This is a genomic window from Cupriavidus sp. GW821-FHT07C08 (genome assembly GCF_059419025.1).
Map to the genome: position 1 here is coordinate 103,439 of NZ_JBWKQZ010000025.1, position 26,119 is coordinate 129,557.

At 67.9% G+C, this 26,119-nt stretch carries 23 protein-coding genes and 3 pseudogenes; 15 read left to right on the forward strand and 11 right to left on the reverse strand.

All coding sequences use genetic code 11. The annotated features are described in order from the left end of the window. Positions 1–192: 192 nt before the first annotated feature. A complete protein-coding gene (locus tag AC07UK_RS27095) occupies positions 193–1,881 on the forward strand; it encodes an electron transfer flavoprotein-ubiquinone oxidoreductase (RefSeq protein WP_494686828.1) in 1,689 nt (562 codons plus the stop codon). Between the two features lie 75 nt (positions 1,882–1,956). On the opposite strand, the gene AC07UK_RS27100 is transcribed toward AC07UK_RS27095, so the two are convergent. The 3 genes from AC07UK_RS27100 to AC07UK_RS27110 form a co-directional block, all read right to left on the reverse strand. After that, positions 1,957–3,006: a lipase secretion chaperone gene (locus tag AC07UK_RS27100; RefSeq protein WP_494686829.1), complete on the reverse strand. Its 1,050-nt coding sequence runs from the start codon at positions 3,004–3,006 to the stop codon at positions 1,957–1,959. After that, complete coding sequence (locus AC07UK_RS27105) at positions 2,993–4,102, reverse strand: esterase/lipase family protein (protein WP_494686830.1); 1,110 nt, start codon at positions 4,100–4,102, stop codon at positions 2,993–2,995. The genes AC07UK_RS27100 and AC07UK_RS27105 overlap by 14 nt, the downstream gene beginning before the upstream one ends. Before the next feature lie 89 nt (positions 4,103–4,191). After that, entirely contained in the window at positions 4,192–5,079 is an 888-nt protein-coding gene (locus AC07UK_RS27110; RefSeq protein ID WP_436221309.1) for a flagellar brake protein, read from the reverse strand. 240 nt (positions 5,080–5,319) lie between these two features. On the opposite strand from AC07UK_RS27110, the gene AC07UK_RS27115 reads away from it, so the two are divergent. After that, positions 5,320–6,033 (forward strand): FadR/GntR family transcriptional regulator, encoded by a 714-nt coding sequence (locus tag AC07UK_RS27115; protein WP_436221308.1) that lies wholly within the window; start codon positions 5,320–5,322, stop codon positions 6,031–6,033. A 36-nt stretch (positions 6,034–6,069) separates the two neighbouring features. Next, complete coding sequence (locus AC07UK_RS27120) at positions 6,070–7,176, forward strand: NAD(P)/FAD-dependent oxidoreductase (RefSeq protein WP_436221307.1); 1,107 nt, start codon at positions 6,070–6,072, stop codon at positions 7,174–7,176. Here AC07UK_RS27120 and AC07UK_RS27125 read toward each other — a convergent pair. The 5 genes from AC07UK_RS27125 to AC07UK_RS27145 all read right to left on the reverse strand — a co-directional run bounded on the left by AC07UK_RS27125 (position 7,098) and on the right by AC07UK_RS27145 (position 12,826). Beyond that, positions 7,098–8,372, reverse strand: a complete 1,275-nt coding sequence (locus AC07UK_RS27125; protein ID WP_436221306.1) for an MFS transporter — start codon at positions 8,370–8,372, stop codon at positions 7,098–7,100. The genes AC07UK_RS27120 and AC07UK_RS27125 overlap by 79 nt on opposite strands. A 12-nt stretch (positions 8,373–8,384) precedes the next feature. Further along, positions 8,385–9,494 carry a chorismate synthase gene (gene aroC, locus AC07UK_RS27130; RefSeq protein WP_041227845.1) on the reverse strand — a complete coding sequence of 370 codons (1,110 nt, stop codon included), beginning with the start codon at positions 9,492–9,494 and terminating at the stop codon, positions 8,385–8,387. Between the two features lie 85 nt (positions 9,495–9,579). Beyond that, positions 9,580–10,302, reverse strand: a complete 723-nt coding sequence (locus AC07UK_RS27135; protein WP_494686831.1) for a glutathione S-transferase C-terminal domain-containing protein — start codon at positions 10,300–10,302, stop codon at positions 9,580–9,582. 27 nt (positions 10,303–10,329) lie between these two features. After that, a complete protein-coding gene (locus AC07UK_RS27140) occupies positions 10,330–12,228 on the reverse strand; it encodes an MFS transporter (RefSeq protein ID WP_436221305.1) in 1,899 nt (632 codons plus the stop codon). Positions 12,229–12,379: 151 nt separating this feature from the next. Beyond that, positions 12,380–12,826 (reverse strand): CBS domain-containing protein, encoded by a 447-nt coding sequence (locus AC07UK_RS27145; protein ID WP_436221304.1) that lies wholly within the window; start codon positions 12,824–12,826, stop codon positions 12,380–12,382. A 239-nt stretch (positions 12,827–13,065) separates the two neighbouring features. Here AC07UK_RS27145 and AC07UK_RS27150 point away from each other — a divergent pair, with 239 nt between their 5' ends. From AC07UK_RS27150 to AC07UK_RS27160, 3 genes are all read left to right on the forward strand, one after another. Continuing rightward, positions 13,066–14,376, forward strand: a complete 1,311-nt coding sequence (locus AC07UK_RS27150) for an O-acetylhomoserine aminocarboxypropyltransferase (RefSeq protein WP_436221303.1) — start codon at positions 13,066–13,068, stop codon at positions 14,374–14,376. Beyond that, the gene (locus AC07UK_RS27155) at positions 14,376–15,200 is read left to right on the forward strand and encodes an alpha/beta fold hydrolase (RefSeq protein ID WP_436221302.1); all 825 of its coding nucleotides are present in this window, start codon (positions 14,376–14,378) and stop codon (positions 15,198–15,200) included. Before AC07UK_RS27150 ends, AC07UK_RS27155 begins: the two co-directional genes overlap by 1 nt. 102 nt (positions 15,201–15,302) lie before the next feature. Further along, positions 15,303–15,620: an Mpo1-like protein gene (locus AC07UK_RS27160; protein WP_436221301.1), complete on the forward strand. Its 318-nt coding sequence runs from the start codon at positions 15,303–15,305 to the stop codon at positions 15,618–15,620. Between the two features lie 32 nt (positions 15,621–15,652). On the opposite strand, the gene AC07UK_RS27165 is transcribed toward AC07UK_RS27160, so the two are convergent. Next, complete coding sequence (locus AC07UK_RS27165) at positions 15,653–16,999, reverse strand: YihY family inner membrane protein (RefSeq protein WP_436221300.1); 1,347 nt, start codon at positions 16,997–16,999, stop codon at positions 15,653–15,655. A 166-nt stretch (positions 17,000–17,165) separates the two neighbouring features. Here AC07UK_RS27165 and wrbA point away from each other — a divergent pair, with 166 nt between their 5' ends. The 3 genes from wrbA to AC07UK_RS27180 are packed head-to-tail and all read left to right on the forward strand — an operon-like array spanning position 17,166 to position 19,610. Then, positions 17,166–17,768, forward strand: coding sequence for an NAD(P)H:quinone oxidoreductase (gene wrbA, locus AC07UK_RS27170; RefSeq protein WP_013956294.1), 603 nt, complete (start codon positions 17,166–17,168; stop codon positions 17,766–17,768). Then, entirely contained in the window at positions 17,765–18,172 is a 408-nt protein-coding gene (locus AC07UK_RS27175) for a DUF2069 domain-containing protein (RefSeq protein ID WP_436221299.1), read from the forward strand. The genes wrbA and AC07UK_RS27175 overlap by 4 nt, the downstream gene beginning before the upstream one ends. 19 nt (positions 18,173–18,191) lie before the next feature. Continuing rightward, a complete protein-coding gene (locus tag AC07UK_RS27180; protein ID WP_436221298.1) occupies positions 18,192–19,610 on the forward strand; it encodes an FAD-binding oxidoreductase in 1,419 nt (472 codons plus the stop codon). 13 nt (positions 19,611–19,623) lie between these two features. Here the strand turns inward: AC07UK_RS27180 and AC07UK_RS27185 are convergent, their stop codons facing one another. Beyond that, complete coding sequence (locus AC07UK_RS27185) at positions 19,624–20,472, reverse strand: N-formylglutamate amidohydrolase (RefSeq protein ID WP_494686832.1); 849 nt, start codon at positions 20,470–20,472, stop codon at positions 19,624–19,626. A gap of 2 nt (positions 20,473–20,474) precedes the next feature. Further along, a pseudogene (locus tag AC07UK_RS27190) lies at positions 20,475–21,344 on the reverse strand (porin); the annotation flags it as partial. Between the two features lie 162 nt (positions 21,345–21,506). On the opposite strand from AC07UK_RS27190, the gene AC07UK_RS27195 reads away from it, so the two are divergent. The 6 genes and pseudogenes from AC07UK_RS27195 to AC07UK_RS27220 form a co-directional block, all read left to right on the forward strand. Continuing rightward, positions 21,507–23,060, forward strand: coding sequence for an acyl-CoA synthetase (locus AC07UK_RS27195; RefSeq protein ID WP_494686833.1), 1,554 nt, complete (start codon positions 21,507–21,509; stop codon positions 23,058–23,060). 92 nt (positions 23,061–23,152) lie between these two features. Beyond that, the gene (locus AC07UK_RS27200) at positions 23,153–23,299 is read left to right on the forward strand and encodes a hypothetical protein (RefSeq protein ID WP_494686834.1); all 147 of its coding nucleotides are present in this window, start codon (positions 23,153–23,155) and stop codon (positions 23,297–23,299) included. Positions 23,300–23,385: 86 nt separating this feature from the next. Further along, complete coding sequence (locus tag AC07UK_RS27205; protein WP_436223059.1) at positions 23,386–24,552, forward strand: thiolase family protein; 1,167 nt, start codon at positions 23,386–23,388, stop codon at positions 24,550–24,552. Between the two features lie 17 nt (positions 24,553–24,569). After that, positions 24,570–24,969 (forward strand): annotated as a pseudogene (locus AC07UK_RS27210) (Zn-ribbon domain-containing OB-fold protein). Positions 24,970–25,114: 145 nt separating this feature from the next. Next, a complete protein-coding gene (locus AC07UK_RS27215; protein WP_494686837.1) occupies positions 25,115–25,309 on the forward strand; it encodes an AMP-binding protein in 195 nt (64 codons plus the stop codon). Beyond that, positions 25,288–26,046 (forward strand): annotated as a pseudogene (locus AC07UK_RS27220) (AMP-binding protein); the annotation flags it as partial. The gene AC07UK_RS27215 and the pseudogene AC07UK_RS27220, both read left to right, overlap by 22 nt. Positions 26,047–26,119: the final 73 nt, after the last annotated feature.

The window sequence follows — 26,119 nt, forward strand, 5'->3', positions numbered from 1 at the left end:
CGGAGATTCTAAGAACTTGGCCAGCAAAGGGAAAGAGGGAAAACGCGCGATCCGGGCGTCTTTGGACCCCAAATCGCTGCCAACTCACCCACCCGCGGTTCCAATCCGCGCGCTGGCCCGGTTCTCGGCAAAACGATCACCGCATTTCCCACAATTGCAAGCACGCAGCAAAGAAATAGAGGGTTAGAGACAATGGATCAGCAACAGCTCCTGGAGCAGTTCGGCCCGCGCGAAGCCATGGAATACGATGTGGTCATCGTCGGCGGCGGCCCCGCCGGCCTGGCCACGGCCATCCGCCTGAAGCAACTCGCGCAGGAGAAAGGCGCCGACGTCAACGTGTGCGTACTGGAAAAGGGCTCCGAGCCCGGCGCCCACATCCTGTCGGGCGCCATCATGGATCCGCGCGCCCTCAATGAGCTGATCCCGAACTGGAAGGAACTGGGTGCGCCGTTGAACCAGGCGGTCACCGAAGACAAGTTCCTGTTCCTGAACGAGTCCGGCTCCAAGGGCACGCCGCCCGCGCTGCTGCCCGAGTGCTTCCACAACGAAGGCAACTACATCATCAGCCTGTCGAACTTCGTGCGCTGGCTGGGCCAGCAGGCCGAAGCGCTGGGCGTGGAGATCTTCCCGGGCTTCCCCGCCGCCGAAGTGCTCTTCAACGAAGACGGCTCGGTCAAGGGCGTGGCCACCGGCAATATGGGCATCAACAAGGAAGGCGAGCCCACCGAGAACTTCCAGCTGGGCATGGAGTTGCATGCCAAGTACACCATCTTCGCCGAAGGCGCGCGCGGCCACCTGGGCAAGCAGCTGATCGAGAAATTCAAGCTCGACACTGGCAAGGATCCGCAGAGCTATGGCATCGGCCTGAAGGAACTGTGGGAGATCGATCCCGCCAAGCACAAGCCCGGCCTGGTGGTGCACACCGCCGGCTGGCCGCTGGACCCCGCCACCTACGGCGGCTCGTTCCTGTACCACATGGAAGACAACAAGGTCGCGGTCGGCTTTGTGGTCGGCCTGGACTACACCAACCCGTGGCTGTCGCCGTTCGAGGAATTCCAGCGCTTCAAGACGCATCCGGAAATCCGCCAGTACTTTGAAGGCGGCAAGCGCCTCTCCTACGGCGCGCGCGCCATCACCGCCGGCGGCCTGCTGTCGCTGCCCAAGACCGTGTTCCCGGGCGGCGCGCTGGTCGGCTGCGATGCTGGCTACCTGAATGCCTCGCGCATCAAGGGCAGCCACGCCGCCATCAAGACCGGCATGATGGCCGCCGAGGCCGCCTATGACGCGCTGCAGGCCGGCCGCCAGCACGACGAGCTGGCCGCCTACCCGGCTGCGTTCGAGCAGAGCTGGCTGCACAAGGAACTGCTGCAGGCCAAGAACTTCAAGCAGTGGTTCAAGAGGGGGCGCACTACCGCCACGCTGATGACCGGCATCGAGCAATGGCTGCTGCCCAAGCTGGGCATCCGCAACCCGCCGTGGACCATCCACCGCGTGAAGCCGGACCATGTGTACCTGAAGCCCGCGGCCGAGTGCCAGAAGATCGAATACCCGAAGCCGGACGGCAAGCTGACCTTCGACCGCCTCAGCTCGGTGTTCATCAGCAACACCAACCACGAAGAGAACCAGCCGGCGCACCTGACGCTCAAGGACGCCAGCGTGCCGGTCAACATCAACTGGGACAAGTACGCCGGCCCCGAGTCGCGCTACTGCCCGGCAGGTGTGTATGAGTTCGTGCAGGACGAGACGTCGGGCAAGGAGCGTCTGCAGATCAATGCGCAGAACTGCGTGCACTGCAAGACCTGCGACATCAAGGATCCGACCCAGAACATCGTCTGGGTGACGCCGGAAGGCGGCGGCGGTCCGAACTACGTCGGGATGTAAACCTGCCGAGCCAGCGGCTGTAAAAACGGCACCGGGAACCCGGTGCCGTTTTTTTCTTTGGGCGATGCAGCGCGGCTATCGTGCCTGCCGCCGCGCGGCCATCGCCTTGTCGACGACCTCGGCCTGCAGCGCTTCGCTGGGATTGCCGAAGGCCTGGCTGCGCAGCGCATCCAGCTGCTGCCGGCGGTCCTGCTCCGACAACCCCGGGAAGGCCTCGATCTGGGCGCGGCGCGCGGCGTAGTCGTCGTAGCGCTGCTGCCAGGCCTGCCCGGCTTGCGCCTGCTGCTGGTAGCGCTGCGCCACGTCGGGGCCGTAGGCCTGCGCCAATGCCGCGCCGATGTCCTGCGCACTGCGGCCGGCGGCCTGCATGCCGGCGATGGTGTCGCTGATCGCCTGCGGACGCGCGCTGGCCTCCCGTGCCGCGCGCAATGGCTCGGGCAGCATGGCTTCGAGTTCGGCCAGCCGCTGCTGCCGCTGCGCATCATCCAGGCGGGATTGCGCCGCGATGTCGAGCCGCGCCAGCATGGCATCGTCATACACCTGCTCGTCGCCGAACCAGATTGCCGCCACCTCCGGCAGCAGGCGCTGCCGCGCACCGTTGCGCTCAGCCTGCAGCGCGCGCAGCTGCTGCACCTGCGCCGCATCCAGCGTGCCGTTCGAATCCGCCCGCGGCTTGCGGGTGGCCCGCGGTTGAATCTCGGCAAGATAGGTCAGGTAGCGCTGCCACAGCTGCCACGCCTGCCCTGCCGCGGGCTGCGGCACGCGGCGGCGGATATCGTCGTGCACCAGCTGGTCCAGCGCATCCGCGCCGCCGGCGTCGTGGCGGGCGCTGAGGAAGTAGTCGAAGTAGGTGCGCAGCGCGCGCGTCAGCCGCAGGTTGCCCTGCGCGTCGAGTTCGGGGCCCGCGGGCACGTCGACGCCGGACAGCGATGGCAGCGCAGCCACGCCGGCGGGTCCGGCGTCAGCCGATGTGGTCGAAGGACTCGCGGCGGTGGTGAGTGCTGCCGTGCGCTGCGGCACGACGACCGGGCCGGACGGCATCGTCAGCCAGTACACCGCTGCCGCCGCTGCGCCGGCCGGCAGCAAGGCCAGCCAGAGCCGCGGCGAGCGCTCAGAGCTGGTCATTGCGCAGCCGGTTGGCGTGGCTGAGGATGACTGTGCGCGGATCGACGTCCTGGTACAGGCCGGCCATCTGGTTCACCTCGTCGAGGTGGTTCCAGTAGTAGCCAGTGGCCAGCACCCGGCCCCACTTGCTGCTGCAGACCGAGACCAGCCCGTCATTGGGGCCGGCGCCCTTCAGGTCCATCAGCCCGGCCGAGGTCGACATCATCACCGTGGTCGGGTCCAGCAGGTTGGAGCGCAGCAGGCTGAACGGCCCGCCCTGCCCGGTCCACGAATACGCGGCCTGGGTATGGGTGACAAGGTTGCCCGCGGCATCGCGCGCCTGTCGTTGCTCGGACACCGCGCCAGCGGTATTGCAATCCGGCCCCAGTGCCGATTTCGTGCCGGGCACCAGCGTGGCATCGAGGCGCGCATTCTGCTCGGCGGCGCCTCGCGTGGTCAGGATCTTGAGCGAGGCCAGCGCATCCTGGTCCAGCGCCTGCCCGTTGCCGATGCCGTTGAACCAGCCCACCGTATCGAGCACGCCCTGGATGATGCCGACGAGTACCGGCCCGGCGATCGGAATACTGTTGACGCCATTGATCAGGTCCAGCACGGTGTCGGCCACTTCGCTGCCGCGATGCGGGCTGCCGATGGTGGTGACCGAGGCCACGTCCTGCGGCGACATCGCCGCCAGCATGCGCGAGGTCGGCCCGCCCTGACTGTGGCCGATCAGGTTGACCTTGTCGGCGCCGCTTTCCAGCTTGACCGCGCGCACATAGGCCTGCAGCGCCAGCGCGCGCTCTTCGTCGCTGTTGAACGACGGCACCGTGGCCACATAGACTTGCGCGCCGTTGGCCCGCAGCACTTCGGGGATGCCATACCAGTAGTCGAGCACACCACCCATCCTGGCCGCGCCGGTCAGTCCGTGGACCAGCACGATCGGGTAGCGCGTCTTCGCGTAGTCGCCGCTCGCGGCCAGGGCCGGCGCCGGCTGCGCCAGCATGGCCGCCACGGCCAGCGCGGCTGTGCCTGCGAGCCTGCGCCAGGCCTTGCCGGCCTTCTGCTCGCGTAGCGCGGGCGTGCGTTGTCCGCACGCGTGGTGTCCGCTGTGCTCCATCTTGTCTCCTCGGTGGTGGGTCTTTTTATGTTGGAAGCAGTAAAGACTGGCCTCCCCGACGAGACAATCAAAACATTAGCGGATTCCCTCTAAACGGCCGCTACAGCCGCGGGCTGCAAGGGCATGCGGGTGCTGGAAAGCAGCTGTTCGTAGATGTAGCACTGCAGCAGCGTCAGCTCGCGCTCGGCCAGCACGTCGAAGGCCACGCCGAAGGCCGGGAAGTCGGCATCGTCGCTGGCCGCGCCGGGGGGCGCGAGGCGGACCCAGCCGTCGATGATGACCTCGCTGTCCAGCGACGCCGTGCGCATCTTGAAGCGCAGCCGTACGCGGCTGCCCGGCGCCGGCGCCGGCGCGGTGGTCTGCACCAGCGCGCCACCGGTGCTGAGGTCGGACAGCAGCGCCAGCCGCGCCGTGCCGGTGTCGATGCCGTCGTCATCGCCGGGCTCGGTCAGGTAGGCGGCCAGCCGGGTAGGCACGCGCGCGGCCTTGCGTACCGGCGTCGCGTGCTTCTGCACCGGCGCCGACAGCACCAGGTAGCGGAACGGGCTGCGGCATACGGCGGTGATGGTCGAGGTGAAGCTGTGGATGGCCTGTCCGGAGAAGCCGCGCAGCAGCACGGCATCGCCCGCCTGCAGCGGCAGGTCGCGCCCGCCGAGCTGCGGCCAGGTGACAAACAGGCCCTGCTCGATAAAACCGATCAGGCGGCTGGCGGCCGGGCGCGCGGCCTCGCCCTCATGCTTGACATGCAGCAGCGTGCCGACCTGCAGGCCAAGCGGCCCGGTGGTCGGACGCAGTTCGTCATCGGCATCGTCGTGGCCATCTTCGCGGCAGACCACGCCATGGTGGAACACCAGCGCCAGGTCGCGTTCATCGGGAATGACACTGCCGCTGCCGAGCACCAGGTTGCCCTCGCCATCGAGCAATGACCAGGGCAGCGGGTATCCGACGGGAAGATCGTTAGGTGTGAGCTGGATCATGGCTGTTCGCAGTAGGCCCCGGCATTGGACGCCACGGGGCATGGCAAGCCCTGGGCGGAGCTGACGCGCAGGATCCGCCACCTGTATCAGGCTTCTATCGGCGCCGGGGCGGCGAAATTAAGCCCTCGGCGATTGACTAAGGCCGCATGTGTAGCATTCGCCCCCTACGGAAACCTTGACGCGCCGCAAAGTTAGGCCGAAAATCCGCAAAAGCTGTCTGACAGCCTGACATATCAAGCCATGACCATCCTGCCTCGCCCGGCCTCCCTCGCCAGCCGTATCGCCCAGACCCTGCACGACGATATCCTCGCCGGCCGCTATGGCGCGGGCGCGCGCCTGCCGGCCGAGGCCAGCCTGGCCGACACCTTCGGCGTGAGCCGGCCGATCGTGCGCGAGGCCATCGCCCAGTTGAAGGCCGATGGCGTGCTGGTGACGCGCAAGGGCTCGGGCGCTTATGTGTCGGAGACGCCGGGCGGCCAGGCCTGGCGCGTGGCCAGCGCGCCCGACGGCGGCCCGACACTGGCGCAGCTGTTCGAACTGCGCCGGGTGGTGGAAACCGCTTGCGCGGAAATGGCCGCGCAGCGGCGCACGGATGCCGATATTGATGCCATCCGCGGCGCACTGGCGGCGATGCAGACACAGGCCGACGGCCAGGGCGACATGGCCAGCGCGGCCGCGGCCGACATGGCCTTCCACCATGCCATTGCCGAGGCCGCGCACAACCCCTGCTTTACCGGCCTGACCGATTTCGTCAGCCAGCAGATGCTGGCGGCGCGCCAGCGCGCCTGGGAGAACACCGCGCGGCTGAGCGTGACGACAGGCGCGCCGCGCGCCGCCGACCAGGAACATGCGGCGCTGGCCGAAGCCATTGCCGCCGGCGACGCCGCGGCCGCCCGCGACGCCGCACAGCAGCACCTTGCGGCCGCCGCCGCCCGCCTCGGCCTGACGGCCTGAGTCCCGAACACACAGACATTGAAGCAAGGAACAACCATGGAAACAGTGGATTGCGTCGTCATCGGCGCAGGCGTGGTGGGACTGGCGGTGGCGCGCGCCCTCGCGCTGCAGGGCCGCGAAGTGGTCATCCTGGAAGCCGAGAACGCCTTCGGCACCATCACCAGCGCGCGCAACAGTGAGGTCATCCACGCCGGCATCTACTATCCGGCCGGCTCGCTCAAGGCGCAGCTGTGCGTGCGCGGCAAGGCCATGCTGTACGACTACTGCGCCAGCCACCACGTGGCGCACCAGCGCTGCGGCAAGCTGATCGTGGCCACCAGCGAGGCCCAGGTCGCCACGCTTGAAGGCATCCGCGCCAAGGCGGCGGCCAACGGCGTGGACGACCTGCGCCTCGTCAGCCGCGCCGAGGCGCAGGCGCTGGAGCCGCAACTGCAGTGCCATGCCGCGCTGCTGTCGCCGTCGACCGGGATTGTCGACAGCCATGGCCTGATGACCGCACTGCTGGGCGATGCGGAAAACGCGGGCGCGATGCTGGCGGTGCAGTCGCCGGTGCTGGGCGGCGCGGTGACGCCGGACGGCATCCGGCTGGAGATCGGCAACGAAGACGGCAGCACCACCACGCTGCTGGCGCGCACGGTGGTGAACTCGGCCGGGCTGACCGCGCCGGAACTGGCGCGCCGCATCGACGGCATGCCCGGGGCCCATATCCCGCCGCAGTACTACGCCAAGGGCTGCTATTTCACGCTGGCCGGACGCGCGCCGTTCTCACGGCTGATCTACCCGGTGCCCGAGGCGGCCGGGCTGGGCGTGCACCTGACCATCGACCTGGGCGGGCAGGCGCGCTTCGGCCCCAATGTGCGCTGGATCGACGAGATCGAATACGGCGTGGACCCGGCCGACGCCGACGGCTTCTATGACGAGGTGCGCCGCTACTGGCCGGGGCTGGCCGACGGCGCGCTGCAGCCGGGCTATGCCGGCATCCGCCCCAAGATCAGCGGCCCGCATGAAGCGGCGGCGGACTTCCGCATCGACGGCCCCGCGGTGCATGGCGTGCCGGGGCTGGTTCACCTGTTCGGCATCGAGTCGCCGGGGCTGACCTCGTCGCTGGCGATCGCCGAGCGGGTCTGCGCGGCGCTGACCTGAACCGCGCCGTCCCCTTCCGCGCGGAAGCTCATCACGGCACAGAACGCGCCGGCCGCCGCGGCAATGGCCGCCAGCCCGAAGGTATGCTCGGGCGCCAGCGCGTTCCAGGTCCAGCCCATCGCCAGCCCGCCCAGCGTGCCGCCGACGCCGTAGGAAATGCCCGTGTACAGCGCCTGCCCGCGCCCCTGCAGCGGCCCGGCAAACCACGCCTGCAAGCGCTTCAGGCTGGCGCTGTGGTGCGCGGCAAAGGTGGCCGCGTGCAGCACCTGCACCAGCGCCATGAGCCAGGTAAACTGGGCAAGGTAGCCGGTCAGGCCGAAGCGCAGCGCCGCCAGCACAAAGGTCCCGGCCAGGATCGTGCGCAGCGCATAGCGCGCGAACAGCAGGCCCTGGTAGTAGAAGAAAACGATCTCGGCCACCACGCCGATGGTCCACATCACGCCAATGGCGAACTTGCTGTAGCCCAGCTGTGCCAGCCACAGCGAATAGAACACATAGAGTGCGGCGTGCGCGAACATCATCAGGAAGGCTGACGCCAGGAACCAGGCCACGTCCGGGCGGCGCAGCAGCGGCAAGGCGCGCGGCGGCGCGGTGTGCGGGCCGTCGGCGGCGGCGTCGCGCATGGTCAGCACCACTCCTGCCAGGATCGCCAGCAGCGTGCTGGCCACCCACGGGAAGGCGCGCATGCCGACCGCCTCGAACAGCGCCCCGCCGGCCAGCACCGCGCCGATAAAGCCGACCGAGCCGAACATGCGGATGCGGCCGTAGCTATGATCGAAGGCGCCGTGGCGGCGCAGTGTGGAGATGGTCAGGGCATCGCCCAGCGGCGACATCGCGCTGGTCAACAGGCTCAGCGTCAGCATCATCGCCATCATGCCGCCGTAGCTGCCCACACCCGGCAGCATCAGGAAAGCCAGCAACGAGGTGAACGCGCTCACGCGCAGGATGCGCACGCGCGTATGCATCACGTCGGACAGCCAGCCCCACAGGTAGGGCCCGAAAATGCGGCTGACCTGGAAGCTCGCCATCAGCACGCCGATCTGCACCGGGTTGAAGCCGCGGTCGGCGAAATACAGGCTGACGTACGGCGAAATCAGGCCGACGTAGCCGTAGTAGCCAAGGTAGAAGAGCCCGAAACGGGCGTAGTCGGGGCGGCCGGCGCCGGTGGCGCCGCCGCCCGCGAAAGGCGTGGCCAACGCGAGGTCAGATCAAGGCGTCTGGCCGGCCTGCGCGGGAATGCGCGGCGTATCGACCTTGACGTCGCCGCACTGGGCGCGATGGCGCAGGGCGTGGTCGATCAGCACCAGCGCCAGCATGGCCTCGGCGATCGGCGTGGCGCGGATGCCCACGCACGGGTCGTGGCGGCCGAAGGTCTCGACGGTGGCGGCATTGCCGGCCTTGTCGATCGATTCGCGCGGGGTGCGGATGGAAGACGTCGGCTTGATCGCCAGCGACACGGTGACGTCCTGGCCGGTGGAGATACCGCCCAGCACGCCACCGGAATTGTTGGTGCGGAAGCCCTCGGCGGTCAGCTCGTCGCCATGGACGCTGCCGCGCTGGGCCACGCTGTCGAAGCCGGCGCCGATCTCCACGCCCTTGACCGCGTTGATGCCCATCATGGCGTGGGCGATGTCGGCGTCGAGCCTGTCGAACAGCGGCTCGCCCAGGCCCACCGGCACATTGCTGGCCACCACCTCGATGCGCGCGCCGACGGAGTCGCCGTCGCGGCGCAGCGCGTCCATATAGGTTTCCAGTTCAGGGATGACGTCGGCATTGGCCGCGAAGAACGGGTTCTGCGGCACATGCGACCAGTCCGTGAAGGGCACGGCGATCTCGCCCAGCTGCGACATATAGCCCCGGATCTCGGTGCCGTACTTTTCGCGCAGCCATTTCTTGGCCACCGCCCCGGCCGCCACCACCGGCGCGGTCAGGCGCGCCGACGAGCGGCCGCCGCCGCGATGGTCGCGGATGCCGTACTTCTGCCAGTAGGTGTAGTCGGCATGGCCCGGGCGGAAGGTCTCGACGATATTGCCGTAGTCCTTGCTGCGCTGGTCGGTATTGCGGATCAGCAGGCAGATCGGGGTGCCGGTGGTCTTGCCCTCGAACACGCCGGACAGGATCTCGACCTGGTCGGCTTCCTGGCGTTGCGTGACGTGGCGCGAGGTGCCGGGCCGGCGGCGGTCCAGGTCGCCCTGGATGTCGGCCTCGGTCAGCGCCATGCCCGGCGGGCAGCCGTCCACCACCGCGCCGATGGCAGGCCCGTGCGATTCGCCGAAGGTGGTAACAGTGAAAAGCAGGCCAAGGGTGTTGCCGGACATGATGGAAACCGCACAGGAATTGGGGAAGGTCTCCATTGTAAGGCCAATGGCGGGCCTCGGGCGGCCGCAGGGCGGCCCGACAGGCTCAGGCGGCGGCGCTTTCCAGCGCCAGTTCGGGGTAGAAATCGGCGCGCATCCGCTCCATATAGGCCACCAGGTTGGCATGCCCCTCGGCCGCGGTGCGGATCGGAGTGTCGAATACGGGGCACAGCAGGCTGCCGGCAAAGGCAAACAGCGTGGCGTCGGCCCCGCATGGCGCGTTGCCCATCAGGTAGGGCTTGTCACCCAGGATGTCGGCGATCGAGGTCACGCCCTTGCTGGCCAGCGCCACCAGGTCTTCTTCGCTATGCCGGCCCAGGCCCTGCCCCCACAGCGTCTTGCGCACCTTGTAGCGCACCAGCCGCTCGGCCAGGCCGCGCACCGGCGCCGGCACGCCGCGGAAGAACTGGGCCGGCCCCTTGTCGAAGTTGGCCTGGTCCAGCCAGCGCACCCGCGCCACTGCCCAGTACAGGTGGTCTTCCATCAGCTTCTCGGCGGCCCAGGCGATGCCGCGCTCGGCCGCGCTCAGGCCGGCGTCGAAATCGATGTGGTAGGTCTTCTCGATATGCCAGCGGATCATGGTGGAATCCGCCACGATCCGGCCCATGTCGTCCAGGTAAGGCAGCTTGCCCTTGGGCGCGCGCCGCAGGCTGCCGCGGCGCGCCTGGTAAGGCAGGCCGGCCAGCTTGAGCAGCATCTCGGCCTTGGTGACGAAGGGGCTGGCGTCGGGCAGCCCGAAGGCGGGGCCAAAGGTATAGAGCGTGATCATCGTGGATTCGGGTTCCGCACAACGGATTTAGCGCCAGTCGCCGCGCAGGGCCTGCACCATCTGCTGCAGCCCTTCCGGGGTGGCGGCCTCGGGCGGCACGGGCTCGCCCACCACCAGTTCCAGCCGGTTCAGGATGCCGCGCCGGAACGGCCGCGACATCGCCGGTGCCCCCTTGCGCGAGAAGAAGCTGCCCCACAGCCCGCGCAGCGCCATCGGCACCACCGGCACCGGCGTGCGCCGGATGATCTGCTGCACGCCCTGCTTGAACGGGTTGATCTCACCGGTGGCGGTGATCTTGCCTTCGGGGAAGATGCAGACCAGATCCCCCTCGTCCAGCGCCTGCGCCACGCTGTCATAGGCACGCCTGAGCATGTCCGGATTCTCGTGCGCCGGCGCGATCGGGATCGCCCGGGCCTGGCGGAAGAACCACGACAGCAGCGGCACCCTGAAGATGTTGTGGTCCATCAGGAAGCGCACCGGGCGTGGGCTGCAGGCCATCAGCACCACCGCGTCGGCAAAGCTGACGTGGTTGCAGACCAGCACGGCCGGGCCATCGGCGGGAATGCGTTCGGCGTTGACGCGGCGCAGCCGGTAGAGGGTATGGACCAGGATCCACGCGATAAAGCGCAGCAGGAATTCCGGCACCAGCGAGTAGATGTAGACCGCCACCACCGCATTGAGCAGCCCCACCACCAGGAACAGCTGCGGGATGCTGTAGCCCGCCCGCGTCATCGCCACGCCCAGCAGCGAAGCGGCAATCATGAAGAAGCTGTTCAGGATGTTGTTGGCGGCGATGATGCGGGCGCGGTGCGTGGGTGCGCTGCGGCTCTGGATCAGCGCGTACAGCGGCACGCTGTAGAAGCCGCCGAACATGGCCAGCAGGAACAGGTCCACCAGCACGCGCCAGTGGCGCGGCTCGGCCAGGAAGCCGCCGATGCCGCTCAGCGCCACGGGTGCCTGCCCCTGGCTGGCAAAGTACAGGTCGACCGCGAACACCGTCATGCCAATCGAGCCGAACGGCACCAGGCCGATCTCGACATGGCGCCCGGACAAGCGCTCGCACAGCAGTGAACCGGTGCCGATGCCCAGCGAGAACACCGCCAGCAGCAGCGTCACCACGTTCTGGTCGCCGCCCAGCACATCCTTGGCATAGCTGAAGAACGAGGTCAGGAAGGTGGCGCCCAGGAACCACAGCCACGAAATGCCGAGCAGGCTCAGGAATACCGTGCGGTTGCCGTGCGCCAGCACCAGGTTGCGCCAGGTCTCGGAGAACGGGTTCCAGTTGATGCGCAGGTCCGGCTGCGGCGCCGGCGAGACCGGGATGCGGCCCGACACCAGCCGCCCTGCCACCGCGATCACCACGCACACCGCGCCCACGTACATCGGGCCCACGATGGCCCCGCCCTGCTGCAGCCCGGCCAGCTCGCCGCCGATCAGCGTCCCGATCAGGATCGCGACAAAGGTGCCCATCTCCACCATCCCGTTGCCGCCGACCAGCTCGCTTTCATCCAGGTGCTGCGGCAGGTAGGCAAACTTGACCGGCCCGAACAGCGTGGAATGCAGCCCCATCAGGAAGGTGCCGGCGTACAGCAGCGGCGCGCTGTGCCAGGCAAAGCCGGCCAGGCCCAGCAGCATGATGGCGATTTCCAGCGACTTGACCAGCCGGATCAGGCGCGACTTCTCCAGCTTGTCGGCGATCTGCCCGCTGGTGGCGGAAAACAGCACGAACGGCGCGATAAAGATGGCCGAGATCAGGAAGGCCGCGCTGCGCGCGTCCACGCCCTCGAACAGCGCCGTGTGGTAGGTCACCAGCGAGGTGAAGGCGACCTTGAAGACGTTGTCGTTCATCGCCCCAAGGAACTGGGTCCAGAAGAACGGGGCGAAGCGGCGCAGGCCGAGCAGTCGGAACTGGCTGTGTTGGCTCATGGATGGGCCGGTCGGTCAGGGGACCGCCGCCGAAATGGGAACGCCGGCTAGTGTGCCGTAGCCGCGGTTCGGCCGCCACCCCGCCACGGCTGCGTGGCGCCAACCGAGGGTATTTCCGAAGGAAGCTTCAGCCGGGGGGGGCCCGGCGCAATTACTCGGCGTGCTCTTCCGGCCAGTCGCGGATATAGGCCTTGAGCATCTTGTTCTCGAAGCTCTGGTCCTCGACCACGGCCTTGGCGACGTCGTAGAAGGAGATCACGCCCATCAGCGTGCGGTTGTCGAGCACCGGCAGGTAGCGGGTGTGACGCTCCAGCATCATGCGGCGGACCTCGTTGACGTCGGTCTCCATGGTGCAGGTCAGCGGCGCATCGTCCATCACCTTGCGGATGCTGGTGCTGCCGACGTTGCCATTATTTCGGGCCAGCGTCTCGATGATCTCGCGGAAGGTCAGCATGCCGACCAGGTCGCCGTATTCCATCACCACCAGCGAGCCGATATCGTGCTCGGCCATGGTGTGGACGGCTACCAGCAAGGAGGTGTCAGGCGTCACGGTATAGAGCGTATTGCCCTTGATCTGGAGGATGTCGCTGACTTTCATGTTGGTCTCCGCTGCCTGCGCTCAAACTGAGGGCATCGCTCCGGCCGGGGGCACAGGGGGCGATACCGGTCACATTGTTATCTGTCTATGGGTGTGCGGGCGCACTCTGCATCGTAGCGCCCCGTTGGCCGATCCTAGCCCAAACCCGCCGTCAAAGTAAAGCGGGAGGCCGGTTTGCGGGCGTCGGCGGGCGCACGGTGCTACGATGCTGGCCGGAGACAACTCAAGGCCGACCGACCATGTCCGGAACCCGATTCGATACGCTGGCGCTGCACGCCGGCGCCGCGCCAGACCCCGCCACCGGGGCCCGCGCCACCCCCATCCACCTGACCACGTCCTTCGTGTTCCGCGACAGCGAGCACGCCGCGTCGCTGTTCAACATGGAGCGCGCGGGGCACGTCTACTCCCGTATTTCCAACCCCACCGTGGCCGTGCTGGAAGAGCGCGTCGCCGCGCTGGAGAACGGCGCCGGCGCCATTGCCACGGCCTCGGGCCAGGCCGCGCTGCACCTGGCGGTGGCCACGCTGATGGGCGCGGGCTCGCACGTGGTGGCTTCGTCGGCGCTGTACGGCGGCTCGCACAACCTGCTGCACTACACGCTGCGCCGCTTCGGCATCGAGACCACCTTTGTCAAGGCGCGCGACATCGACGCCTGGCGCGCCGCGATCCGGCCCAATACCCGGCTGCTGTTCGGCGAGACCCTGGGCAACCCGGGGCTGGACGTGCTGGATATCCCGACGCTGGCGCAGCTGGGCCAGGACAACGGCATCCCGCTGCTGGTGGATTCCACCTTCACCACGCCCTACCTGCTGCGCCCGTTCGATCACGGCGCCGGCCTGCTCTACCATTCGGCCACCAAGTTTCTGGGCGGCCACGGCACCACCATCGGCGGCGTGCTGGTCGAAGGCGGCACCTTCGACTTCGAGGCCTCCGGGCGCTTCCCGGAGCTGTCCGAGCCGTACGAGGGCTTCCACAACATGGTGTTCACCGAGGAAAGCACGGTGGCACCCTTCCTGCTGCGCGCGCGCCGCGAGGGCCTGCGCGACTTCGGCGCCTGCATGAACCCGATGGCCGCCTGGCAGCTGCTGCAGGGCGTGGAGACGCTGCCGCTGCGCATGAGCCGGCATGTCGACAACACCCGCAAGGTGGTGCAGTTCCTGGTCTCGCACCCGATGGTGGAGTCGGTGTCCTACCCGGAACTGGAATCGCACCCCGACTACGAACTGGCCAAGCGCCTGCTGCCGCGCGGCTGCGGCGCGGTGTTCAGCTTCAACCTGAAGGGCAACCGCGTGGCCGGCCAGCGCTTTATCGAGAGCATGTCGCTGTTCTCGCACCTGGCCAACGTCGGCGACGCGCGCTCGCTGGTAATCCACCCGGCCTCGACCACGCACTTCCGCATGGACGCGGCGGCACTGCAGTCGGCCGGCATCACCGAGGGCACGATCCGGCTGTCGATCGGGCTGGAAGACCCGGATGACCTGATCGACGATCTCAAGCGCGGCCTGAAGGCGGCCGAGAAGGCCATGAGCGGCAAGGGAGGGCAAGCCTGATGGAACTGACCATTGCTAGCCAGCCGGCCTACGCCTATACCGGCGGCAAACCCTTCGACCCCGCCCTGCCCTGCGCCGTGTTCGTCCACGGCGCGCAGAACGACCACAGCGTGTGGGCCCTGCAGACGCGCTGGTTTGCCAACCACGGCTTCTCGGTGCTGGCGGTGGACCTGCCGGGCCACAACCGCAGCAAGGGCGCGCCGCTGGCCACCGTCGAGGCCATGGCCGACTGGGTCATGGCGCTGGTGGCGGCCGCCGGCGTGAAGGCGCCGGCCTTCGTGTTCGGCCACAGCATGGGCTCGCTGATCGCGCTGGAATGCGCGGCGCGGCATGCGCAGGCGGTGCGCGGCATCGCCCTGCTCGCGACGGCCTACCCGATGAAGGTCTCGGACGCGCTGCTGGACGCCTCGCTCAACCGCGAGGGCGAGGCCATCGCCATGGTCAACACCTGGTCGCATTCGAGCCTGGCCAACAAGCCGTCTTCGCCCGGGCCGGGCGCGTGGATGCACGGCGGCAGCCAGCGGCTGATGGAGCGCGTGTCGCGCAACAACCCGCAGGCCCATGTGTTCCACAATGACTTTTCGGCCTGCAATGCCTACGCCCATGGCGAAGAGGCCGCGGCCGCAGTCGCCTGCCCCGCGCTGTTCATCACCGGCACCAAGGACATGATGACGTCGCCCAAGGCGGCCCAGGCGCTGGCCGGCAAGATGGCCAAGGCAAGCCTGGTGACGGTGCCGTGTGGCCACGCGCTGATGGGCGAACGCCCGGATGAAGTGCTGGACGCGCTGGCGGCGTTTGCGCGCAAGGTGGTCGCGGCCGGCTAAGCCTGGCCGCGGATGGCTGGCCGGCCACGCCGGCGGCCAGCCTCCCGGCACCTCGGCGCAGAAGGTCTACACTGCACAAAACAAGACCTGCCGGAGACAGCCATGGCCCACGCCCGCGCGCGCGAGTTCGAGAACTTCGCGGCCTTTTATCCCTACTACCTGACCGAACACCAGAACCGTACCTGCCGGCGGCTGCATTTTGCCGGGTCGACGGTGGCGCTGCTGTGCCTGGTGGCGCTGGTGGTCACCGGCAATGCGTGGTGGCTGCTCGCCGCTGTGCTGGCAGGTTACGCCTTTGCCTGGGTCGGGCACTTTGGTTTCGAGAAGAACCGGCCGGCGACGTTCCGGCATCCGCTTTACAGCCTGATGGGAGACTGGGTGATGTATGCCGATATCTGGCGGGGCAGGATTCCGTTCTAGGCAACTTCACTGTCGCCGGGCTGGCCCGGGCCTTACACCTGCCCATGCCAGCCCGGCGGCACCACTTCCAGCGTGCGCCGCTGCGGGTGGCTCCCCCCATCCCCTTCGGTCGGCGGCAGATCGGCCGGCTGCTGCCGGAACACCGCCTCCAGCGTCTGATCCAGACGCGGATTGTCCAGGATCGACCTGAGCGCATCGGCGCCGCGCAGCTGCTGCGCCAGCGCCGTGCGCGGCAGCCGCGGCAGGTTCAGCACCAACCGGTCATGCAACGTCCGCAGCGTCACCTGCGACGGATCGCACAACAGCGCCCAGTGGGCCTGGCCGCGCTCCTGCTGCAGGCGTCCGATCAGGTGCATGGCCTTGAGCTTGCCCAGCAGGCCCGACAGGTAATCAGCCTCGACCCGCAGCTTGCGGCCCAGGTCCAGTTCGCCGACGCTGCGCGGCACTTCGTCGCGCGCGCGGTAGAGCAGCAGCAGCACGCCCAGCGCGTCGAAGAACTCGCTGCCAGCAAAGGTGCGGCGGCGCCAGTAGCCCTGCCGGATCACCGGCAGGTTGGCGGCGATGGTCGCACCCAGCAGCGTCACCAGCCAGCTCAGGTAGATCCAGAGCAGGAAGATGGGCAGCGCCGCGAAGGTGCCGTAGACCGCCGTGTAAGTCGGGATATGCGTGATGAAATAGCCGAAGCCGCGCTTGGCAAACTCGAACGCGATCGCCGCCACCAGGCCCGCCACGATGGCATCGCGCCATTCGACATAGGCATTGGGCACCGCCGTGTACAGGAAGGCGAAGGCCAGCGCCGACAGCAGCACCGGCGTCGCGCCAACCAGCAGCCCCAGCCCCACCGGCATGGTGCCGACATAGCCCGCCGAGACCGAGATCAGGTAGGAGCTGATCGACAGGCTCGCGCCGATCAGTACCGGCCCGAAGGTCAGCACCGCCCAGAACACCAGCACCCGCTGCGCCAGCGGGCGGCGCTGCTTGACGCGCCAGATCGCATTGAGCGCGTCTTCCACGGTCAGCATGGTCAGCACCGAGGTGACCATCAACCCGCCCAGGCCCATTGCGGTCAGCCCGCGCGCGCTCTTGGCGAACATGCCGAGGTAGCGCTGGATTGATTCACTGACGTTGCCGGGGATCAGGTTCTGGAACAGGAACGACTCGATGGCGTTGCGGAAGTCGCGAAACACCGGGAACGCGGCCAGCAGCGCGAACGCCACCGTCAGCACCGGCACCACGGCCAGCACGGTGGTGAAGGTCAGGCTGGCCGAGACCTGCGGCAGCCGGTCTTCGCCGGCGCGGCGCAGTGCATAGCGCGCCAGGGCGCGTACCTTCTGCAGGTTCCATTCCCGGCGCAGGCGGGCAACGCGGGGTCCAATCATGCGCAAACAACCTCCTGGATCTGGTTCTGACGGATAAACAGGCGGCCCGCGGCACCGGGGGCGCGAAGCCGATGGGAGATGGCGCGGGGGGCGCATCTATAATACGCGCATTGCTTCCGGCACCCTTCGCGCAACACCACCCCGCCACCGCCGGCCATCCCGCTCCATGACCGACATCCTCGTCCTGTATTACAGCCGCCACGGCAGCACCCGCAAACTTGCCGAACTGATTGCCAACGGTATCGACAGCGTCCCCGGCGCCCAGGCCCGGCTGCGCACCGTGCCGCCGGTTTCCACCGTGTGCGAGGCCACCGCGTCCGATATCCCGGCCGACGGCCCGCCCTATGCCGAGTTGCGCGACCTGGAGGAATGCGCCGGCCTGGCCCTGGGCAGCCCCACCCGCTTCGGCAACATGGCCGCGCCGATGAAATACTTCCTGGACGGCACCGTGGCGCAGTGGCTGTCGGGTGCGCTGACCGGCAAGCCGGCCTGCGTGTTCACCGCCACCGGCAGCCTGCACGGCGGGCAGGAAACCACGCTGCTGTCGATGATGCTGCCGCTGCTGCACCACGGCATGCTGATCCTGGGCCTGCCGTATTCCGAGAAGGGCCTGATGACCACGGCCTCGGGCGGCACGCCCTACGGCCCCAGCCACCATGCCCACGGCGACAACCGCGGCCCGGTCACGGAAGACGAATCGGGACTGGCCATCGCCATGGGCCGGCGGCTGGCGCAGACCGCGCTGCGCCTGGCGGGAGACGCGGCATGAGCCCCATCCCCGAGAGCGACCAGGCGCTGCACAGCCCCTTGCTGTACCGCTTCAGCGTGGGCAGCCTGCTGGCGCTGATGGTGCTGTGCATTGCCTGGGAATGGTTCCTGGCGCCGCTGCGCCCCGGCGGCTCGTGGCTGATCATCAAGTTCCTGCCGCTGCTGCTGCCGCTGCGCGGCGTGCTGACGCGCAACCGCTACACCATGCAGTGGTCGTCGATGCTGATCCTGTTGTTCTTCACCGAGGGCATCGTGCGCGCCACCAGCGACCGCGCCCCCTCGTCCACGCTGGCGTGGGTGGAAGTGGCGCTGACGCTGGTGTTCTTCACCAGCACCATCCTGTACCTGCGCCCCTACAAGCGCCGCGCCCGGGCGGCCGGCAAGCCAGCCGCGCCCAAGTCCTGACCCCCATTCCGCCATCGCCATGACCTCGCCTCAAGACTCCTTCCTCGCACTGTGCCGCGCCGCGCTGGGTGCGCAGCACGTGTTGACCGATGCCGCCGACAAGGCACCCTACCTGACCGACTGGCGCAAGCGCTATCGCGGCGAGGCGCTGGCGGTGCTGCGCCCCGGCACCACCGAGGAGGTCGCAGAGGTGGTCCATGCCTGCCATGCGCGCAAGATCGCCGTGGTGCCGCAAGGCGGCAACACCGGCCTGTGCGGCGGTGCCACGCCGGTGGCCGGGCAAGAGCAGGTGGTGATCTCGCTGCAGCGGCTGCACCGCATCCGCCAGGTGGATCCGCTCAACAACACCATCACGGTCGAGGCCGGCGTGGTGCTGCAGCACCTGCAGGACGTGGCGCGCGAGCACGGCCGGCTGTTTCCGCTGAGCCTGGCGGCCGAAGGCAGCTGCACCATCGGCGGCAACCTGTCGACCAATGCCGGCGGCACCGCGGTGCTGCGCTACGGCAACACGCGTGAGCTGTGCCTGGGCCTGGAAGTGGTGACGCCGTCGGGCGAAATCTGGCACGGCCTGCGCGGGCTGCGCAAGGACAACACCGGCTACGACCTGCGCGACCTTTTTATCGGCGCCGAAGGCACGCTGGGCATCATCACCGCCGCGGTGATGAAGCTGTTCCCGCTGCCACGCGCCTCGGTCACCGCGCTCGCCGCGGTGCCGAGCCCGCGTGCCGCGCTGGCGCTGCTGGCCATCGCGCAATCGCATGCGGGCGCCATGCTGACCGGGTTCGAGCTGATGTCCGCGCTCAGCATGACGCTGGTGACGCGGTACTTCCCGCAGCTGCGCTATCCGTTCGCAGACATCCACCCGCAGCTGGTGCTGCTGGAACTGTCCGACAGCGAAAGCGAAGCCCATGCGCGCGGTATCTTCGAAACCATGATGTCGGCCGCCTTCGATGCCGGCGTGGTCGCCGACGCGGTGGTGGCGGAATCGGTGCAGCAATCGCGCGATTTCTGGAACCTGCGCGAACATATCCCGCTGGCGCAGGTGGAAGACGGCAAGAACATCAAGCACGATATCGCCGTGCCGGTGTCGCGCGTGGCGGACTTTATCGAGACCACCGACGCGCTGCTGCAGAACGCCTTCCCCGGCGCGCGCATGGTGACCTTCGGCCACCTCGGCGACGGCAACCTGCACTACAACGTATCGCCGCCGGAAGGCGTCGATCACGAAGAATTCCTGACGCACCAGGCCCAGGTCAACCGCATCGTGCACGACAGCGTGCGCTCGCATAACGGCTCGATTTCCGCCGAGCACGGGCTGGGCCAGCTCAAGCGCGAGGAAAACCGGCTCTACAAGAGCGAGGTCGAGCTGGCGATGATGCGCGCGATCAAGGGCGCGCTTGATCCGCAGGGGCTGATGAATCCGGGCAAGGTGATCTGAGCGCGCCGCGCCATCATCGCGCCAGTGCCTCGCGGATATATGCCGCCACCGCCTCCAGCAACTGGTCGAGATGGCCCCGCAGCACTGCGAAGCCGCGGTGCTGCGCGAACCTTGCCCCGTCCATATAAAGCGCGCGGTTGATTTCGATCTGCAGGCTGTGGCGGCCGTGCGCCGGGTCCGCATAGGCACGGATCAGCTCCGCCCCCTTGTACGGCCAGTTGATGCCCACCCGGTAGCCGAAGCCGCGCAGGCACTGCGCCACCAGCTCGATAAATGCAGGCGAGCAGGTGGCGCCGTCGCCGTTGCTGATCACAAAGTCAGGCCGCTCCGCGCCATTGTCCACGTTCATCGCATTGCCGCGCGATTTCATCGAATGGCAGTCGATATGCCACACCGCGCCCGTACGCGCATGGTGCTGCGCCAGCAGGCCGGATAGCGCGGCGTGGTAGGGATCGTAGTAGGTCTTCAGCAGGTACTCCGCCATGTCCGGCGACAGCGGCGCGGCGTACACCGACACGCCCGGCAGCGCCAGCCGGCGCAGCACACCCATGCCGCGCCCGGACTTGTCGCTGGGCTGCACGGCATAGGGCATGGCGCCGTCGATCAGCGCCGGATCGATGTCGTCGCGGGCGCGGTTGACGTCGACCATCCAGCGCGGAAAGCCCGCGCATAGCAGCGTGCCGCCCACCATCGGCGCATGCGCGAACAGCTGGTCGACATAGGCATCCCAGCCCGTCAGCAGGGCTTCGGGGGGCGCCGCCAGCGGCAGGGTCTCGGCATGCATCAGCCCGCTGTGCGGGGAGTCCACCACCAGCGGCAGCGCCGCGCCAGCCGGTTCAGTCAGCGAATAAGGAAGGGCCATTATCAGAATTTGTGCTGGATGCCGATGCCGACCGTGGTCACGGTGTCACCGGGCTTGTGCGAGTTGGGATCCTCGCGATCGAAGAATACGTAGGGCATGGTGCGTTTGCTCAGGCTGTAGCCGTAGCCGGCCTGCACCTTCTTGAGCCTGCCCTGCGGGTCGCGCTGTACCGCGCGCTCCATGTAGTTCACGGTGAGCTTGTGGGCGCCATAGGGCACGGTGAAGCCAACCAGCCAGTAAGGCACGTCGGTGCGCGTGGCGGCAGTGCCCGCGTAGCGGTCGCGCCCGTAGATGCCGTAGATATTGACCACGGTAAAGTCGTACGACGCTGCGGCCTGCACCTTGTCGCGGAAATCATTGGCCACCAGCCCGCCGGCCTTGGCATCGCGCGAATAGCCCACGCCCGCGGCAAAGTTGCCGGCAGCGTAGTTAAGGCCAAGGTCGTACTGGCGGAAGTCATCCTCGGCCTGCACCGGCGACCTGGCGTTGGGCGTGGCCGGATCGGGTCCCGCCAGGTTCACGCGCGCCCGCACTGAAAAGCCGCCGAACTCCGGCGTCATATAGCCCAGCGCGTTCGACACGCGGTTGCGCGCGTTCAGCACCTTGGTGCCGATGGCGGTGGCGCCCGCATCATGGATGACGAAGTCGATGTTCTGCGTCACCTGCGAATAGATCGGCGAGCCGACGATGGTGGCAGAATCCAGCCGCCCCAGCGCGATCGCGCCGAAGCTGCCCTGCAGGCCGACAAAGGCATTGCGGAACTGCGGGTTGGTGGCCGTGCCGCTGTCAGCGGAAAAGCCCTGCTCCAGCCCGAACGCGGCGCGCAAGCCCCCGCCCAGGTCTTCGCTGCCGCGCATGCCCCAGCGCGAGGCAGGCGGCTCAGGAGCGCCGCGAAGCAAGGTCCGGCAGAGCCTCTGGCGATGGGAACATCACCTGCGAATCCCACAATCTGGAAATTTCGAATGCAAGCCCCGGCTTAAGATCGGCAGTACTCGCGGCACCTCATGCACAGACTAGAGACAACGGAGACAACCTTGTACCTGACCAGAGCCCTGCACCGCTCGCTGCAGCAGCAGCCCGACCAAGTCGTCACCATCTTCCGCGGCCGGCACCGCACTTACCGTGAATTCGGCGACCGCGTGGCGCGCCTGGCCGGCGCGCTGCAAGCGCTCGGCATGCAGCCGGGCGACCGCATCGGCATCCTGGCGCAGAACTCTGACCGCTACCTCGAGTACGCCATGGCTGCCTGGTGGGGCGGCGGCGTGCTCAATCCGGTCAATGTGCGCTGGAGCGTGCCTGAAGTGGTCTATTCGCTGGATGACTGCGATACCGGAATCCTGGTGATCGACGACCAGTTCCTGCCGATGGCCGCGGGCATCCGCGAGACGGCCAAACGCACGCCGGTGCTGATCCATGCCGGCGACGGCGATGCGCCCGACGGCATGCTGTCGTTCGAGCAGCTGGTCGCGCAAAGCGCCCCGGTGCCCGACGTCCAGCGCGGCGGCGACGACCTTGCCGTCATCATGTACACCGGCGGCACCACGGGCTTCCCCAAGGGCGTGATGCAGACCCACAGCACGCTGTGGTGCGGCTGCCTGCAGCGCATGGCGGATACCCCGCCGCTGCGCGGCGGCCGTGCGCTGCATGTCAATCCGTTCTTCCATGTTGCGTCGATGGCGCGCGTGCTGAACCAGTTCCTGGCAGGCGAGACGCACGTGATCATGCCGATGTTCGAGCCGCGCGAAATGCTGGAGACCATCGAGCGCGAGCGCATTTCCGAACTGGCGCTGGTGCCGACCATGATCCAGATGCTGATCGGCCATCCCGATTTCCCGAAGCGCGACCTGAGCAGTGTGCGCCGCCTGGGCTACGGTGCTTCCGCCATCAGCGCGGCCGTGCTGGAGCAGACCATGGAGAAACTGCCGGGCGTGGACTTCGCCCACTCCTACGGCATGACCGAATCCATGATCGTCACCACCAACCCGCCCGAGAACCACAGCCCGGCGGCGCGCGCGCAAGGCCTGCACCTGTCCGCCGGATGCGCCGGCATCGGCATCGAAGTGAAGATCGTCGACCCCGACGGCAATGAGGTGCCGCGCGGCACCGTGGGCGAGATCCTGGTGCGCAGCGCCGGCGTCACGCCCGGCTACTGGAACCGCCCGGAAGACACCGCCAAGGCCCTGCAGGACGGCTGGCTGCACACCGGCGACGGCGCCTACATGAATGACCGGGGCTATATCTTTATCGTCGACCGCCTCAAGGACATGATCGTCAGCGGCGGCGAAAACGTCTATTCAGCGGAAGTGGAGAACGTGCTCGGCCGCCACCCCGCCGTGGCGATGAGCGCCGTGATCGGCGTGCCGCATGAGAAATGGGGCGAGGCCGTGCACGCGGTAGTGGTGCTCAAGCCCGGCATGCAGGCAACCGCAGCGGAAATCCAGGAACATTGCCGCGCGCATATTGCCGGCTACAAATGCCCCAAGACGGTGGAGTTCCGCCAGGCAATGCCGCTGTCCGGCGCGGGCAAGATCCTCAAGCGCGACCTGCGCGCGCCGCACTGGGAAGGCAAGACGCGCGCGGTGAACTGAGCGCCGCGCCCCCCAATCCTGCCTACGCCTGCACCCGGCTGCGCTTCATTTGGAACGCCGCCAACGCCGCGCGGGTGCGCAACACGCAGCAAGTGATCGACGCCATCGAGTCTTTCAGCAAGGCGCGCACCAAGGAAGAGATCGCACAGTGCCAGGGCGGCAAGGTGCCGTTCGGTCCGGTCTACACCTCGGCGGAGATCTTCGCGGACCCGCAAGAGATCGTGGAGGCCGTCCGGTAAGTCGGTCTTCAGGTCCCTCAGGACAGAATGACCAAACCGCTGCAATATCCATGCGTAGCACCATTTGACGCACGAGAGGAGAAATGATGAGCATCAACGGCAAGGCCTATATCGTCGGGGCCTATGAGCACCCGACCCGCAAGGCACCGGACAAGTCGGTGGCGCAACTGCACGCTGAAAGCGCCAAGGGCGCGCTGCAAGACGCGGGCCTGACGCTGGCCGACGTGGACGGCTACTTCTGCGCCGGCGACGCTCCGGGGCTGGGCGCGGTCAACATGGTCGATTATCTCGGCCTCAAGGTGCGCCATGTCGATTCCACCGACACCGGCGGCTCGGCCTACCTGGTCCATGTCTCGCACGCGGCGCAGGCCATCGCTGCCGGCAAGTGCAACGTGGCCCTGATCACGCTGGCGGGGCGCCCGCGCTCGGAAGGCTCCAGCGGCACCCAGGCGCGCAACTGGGGCGCCAACCTGCCCGACGCGCCGTTCGAGAGCCCCTTCAGCCCGGTCACCGTCAACCTGTACGCGATGGCGGCCATGCGCCATATGCACGAATACGGCACCACTGCCGAGCAGCTCGCCTGGGTCAAGGTGGCCGCGTCGCACCACGCCCAGCACAACCCCCATGCCATGCTGCGCGACGTGGTCACGGTCGAGGACGTGCTGAACTCGCCGATGATTTCCGATCCGCTGCGCAAGCTCGACTGCTGCGTGGTATCGGACGGCGGCGGCGCGCTGATCGTGGCGCGCCCGGAAATCGCCGCCACGCTGAAGCGGCCCAAGGTGAAGATCCGCGGCGCCGGCGAGTACATCAAGGGCCAGCTCGGTGGCGAAGTCGACCTGAGCTGGTCCGGCGCGCGCTTCTCGGGCGCAACGGCGTTTGCCGAAGCGGGCGTTACGCCGGCCGACATCAAGTACGCGTCGATCTACGACAGCTTCACCATCACCGTGCTAATGCAGCTGGAAGACCTGGGCTTCTGCAAGAAAGGCGAAGGCGGCAGGTTCGTCGCCGACGGCAACCTGATCTCCGGCGTCGGCAAGCTGCCCTTCAACACCGACGGCGGCGGCCTGTGCAACAACCATCCGGCCAACCGCGGCGGCATCACCAAGGTCATCGAAGCCGTGCGCCAGCTGCGCGGCGAGGCCCACCCGGCGGTGCAGGTCGCCAACTGCGACCTGGCGCTGGCGCAAGGCACCGGCGGCTACCTGGGCTCGCGCCACGGCAGCGCCACCCTGATCCTTGAACGTGAATAATGCGCGGGAGCAATGACATGACGACCCCACATACCCCCCATTGCCTACAAGGCGCCTGACGAACAGCCCGACAACCTGCCCTTCTGGCAGGCCGCGCGCGAAGGGCAATTGCTGGTCAAGGTCTGCGACGACTGCGGCAAGCCCCACTGGTATCCGCGCGTGCTGTGCCCGTTCTGCATGGGCACTACCTCGTGGAAGCAGGCCAGCGGCCGCGGCACCATCTACAGCTTCAGCGTGACGCGTCGCGCAGGCCCCACTCCGTTCTGCATCGCCTACGTGAAGCTGGAAGAAGGCGTGACCATGATGACCCATATCGTCGACTGCGACCTCGACACGGTGCGGATCGGGCAGAAGGTGCAGGTGAAGTTCTCGCCCAGCGACGGCGGCGCCCCGGTACCGACTTTCACGCTGGCCTGAAGCCGGGCTGAACCTCTGCAACATGACAGGGAAGGCAACCATGACCCACAACGATCTGCCCGATGCAGGCGTCGCCGCCGCCCCCACGGGCCCGCTTGCGGTGGATGCCGCAGTGGCGCTCGGCGACGTGCCGCGCGTCTTCCATATGCCGCACACCACGCTGGCCGAGAACCTTGAGATCTCGGCCCGGCGCTTCCCCGACAAGGTCGCGGTCCAGTTCTACCACGGCGCCACCACCTATGCCGAACTGCTGGCGCAGGTGGAGCGCATGGCCGGCTACCTGCAGCAGGCATGCGGCGTGCGCCGCGGCGACCGCGTGGTGCCGAGTCATTCGACCTGAGCAGCCTGGCCTGCGTGGTCGGCGGCGGCGCGGCGGTGCCCGACAGCACCGCGCGGGTGATGAAGGAGCGCTACGGGCTGCAGTTTGTCGAAGGCTACGGCCTGACTGAGACCGCCTCGTTCATCATCGCCAACCCGCTCGCTGCACCGCGCTCCGGGCACCTGGGCGTGCCGACCTACGGCGTCGACGCGCGCGTCATCGATCCCGCCACGCTGGCTGAAGTGCCGCGCGGCGAGGTCGGCGAGATCGTGGTGCACGGCGCGCAGGTGATGCTGGGCTACTGGAACCAGCCAACCGCCAATGCCGAGAGCTTTATCACGATCGACGGCAAGCGCTTCTTCCGTACCGGCGACCTTGCCAGCGTCGATGCCGACGGCTACTTCATCATGCGCGACCGCCTCAAGCGCATGGTCAATGCCTCGGGCTACAAGGTGTGGCCGGCCGAGGTGGAAGCAGTCCTGCATACCCACCCAGCCATCCTGGAAGTCTGCGTGATCGCCGCGCGCGATCCGCACCGAGGCGAGACCGTGAAGGCGGTGATCGTGCGGCGCGAGGGGTCCGGCGTTTCCGAGGAGGAGTTGCTGGCCTGGTGCCGCACCAGCATGGCGACCTACAAGGCGCCGCGCATCGTGCAGTTTGTCGAGCGCCTGCCGCGCTCCGCCACCGGCAAGATCGCGTGGCGCGAACTGCAGGAGCAGGAGATGCAGGGCGCTCCGTTGCCGAACCACAAGGCCTAGACAGAATGTATTGACCTGCCGCACCTCAAGCGACGTGGATTAGGCTTGAGGTGGGTTAAACCAGAGGCCCAGA